Origin of the sequence: Rhodoplanes tepidamans, from assembly GCF_030813915.1 — a bacterium.
Classification (GTDB): Bacteria; Pseudomonadota; Alphaproteobacteria; order Rhizobiales; family Xanthobacteraceae; genus Rhodoplanes; species Rhodoplanes tepidamans.
Map to the genome: position 1 here is coordinate 1 of NZ_JAUSUJ010000056.1, position 1,630 is coordinate 1,630.

At 70.5% G+C, this 1,630-nt stretch carries 1 protein-coding gene; it reads left to right on the forward strand.

Annotation, left to right across the window (positions count from 1 at the left end; translation table 11 throughout):
- Positions 1 to 308: 308 nt before the first annotated feature.
- Positions 309 to 1,630: HAMP domain-containing protein (locus tag J2S22_RS30815; RefSeq protein WP_307155922.1), on the forward strand; the 1,322-nt coding region annotated here is incomplete at its 3' end.

A 1,630-nucleotide genomic window follows, 5' to 3' on the forward strand; every position in this document is an offset into this window, starting at 1 on the left:
GCTTTCTGGAGAAGATCCGCGCCGCCTGAGCGGCGCCTGCTCGACAAGATCCGCGCCGCCCGAGCGGCGGCGCCGATCGCACCGATCCTCGTGAACAAGCCGGCGGTCGCGAGACCGCCGGCTTTCGCTTTTTTGGCGTCAGGCCGCGCGGCAGCGGGCAGTGTGGCGGGGCCGCGGCGGCCCGCGGACCGCGCGAACTTCACTAGCACTTAAGGAGTAAGGTCGATGATGCGGAGGTAATAAGATGGGGGCTGCCGATGTCGTCCCGTATTTCGTCCAATGCTCTTCTGACATCCGTCATCGCCGTCATGGCGACCGTGATCGTCCTCGTCCTCGCCAACAGCGCCGTCGACGCCTGGCGCATCCACGCGACCGCGAGCCGTCTCGCCGACGTCTCCGAGGTGTCGCGCGACCTGTTCCGGGCGATGGCGAACATTCGTCTGAACCGATCCCGTGCCGTCCGGGCCCTCAATGTCGAGGGCCAGTCGACCACCAACGAGCTCGCCCAGATCGAGCAGTCGCGATCGGTCGGGATGGAGTCCCTGCGGAGCGCGCTGCGCCGGCTGCCGACGATCGCGTTTCCCGGCCGCGAGGAGGCCGTTCGCGATCTGTCGCGGCTCGCCGACACGCTCGCCACCCTCGACCAGGAGGCCGCGGCGGACATCAGGAAGCCGAAACGGGACCGCCGGCCGACGCTCGGCCGCGAGCTGCAGGCGACGACCGACGCGCTGCTCGACCGGATCCCGCGGATCAACGAGTCGCTCGACCTGATCGCCCGCGGCCAGGACGCCGTCATCGACCAGCTGATGATGGTCAAGGACGCCGGCTGGATGATCCGCAGCGACTTCGGCGACATCTCGGCGACGATCTCCAACGCGCTCGCGTTCAAGCGGCACCTCGAGGCGCCCGCCCGCCAGAAGCTCGCCGACTCGATCGCCCGCGCCGCCGCCGGCTGGGACATTCTCGATCGCATCCGCTTCGGCCTGGCACCGCAGTCGCCCGCCACCCGGGCGATCGAAACCGCGAAACGCAGCTGTTTCGATCCGTCCTTCGTCGCCAAGCGCGACCGCATCGCCGCGATGATCGGCGGCGGCGAGCCGATCACCGTCGGGGCGAGCGAGTGGCGTTCCGACTCGGTGCCGCGTCTCGATCTCGTCGCGGCGATTCCGGAGACCGCGCTCGACGTCGCCCGAGATCACGCCCAGGCGCAGGTCGCCGCGGCGCGCACCAACCTGGTCGTCAGCCTGGCGCTGCTGATCGGCGCGCTGGCGCTGGCCGCCGGCGGGCTCGCCATCGTCAGCCGCCGGGTGATCCGCCCGCTGCAGGGAATCCAGGGCGCCATGATGAAGGTCGCCGACGGCGACCTCTCGGTCGAGGTTCCTTATCACGACCGCACCGACGAGATCGGCAGCCTCGCCGCCGCGCTCGCCACCTTCAAGCAGAACGCGCTGGAGAAGGCCCGCATCGAGGCGGAGCAGCAGAAGCGGCGCGATCAGGCCGGCCATCGCCAGCAGGCGATCGAGCACGCCATCGCGGAGTTCGAGGCCGGCATCGGCGCGGCGCTCGAGGCGCTCGGCTCCGCGGCCGGCGAGATGCGCCGCACCTCCGAGACGCTGACCGCGACGGCCAC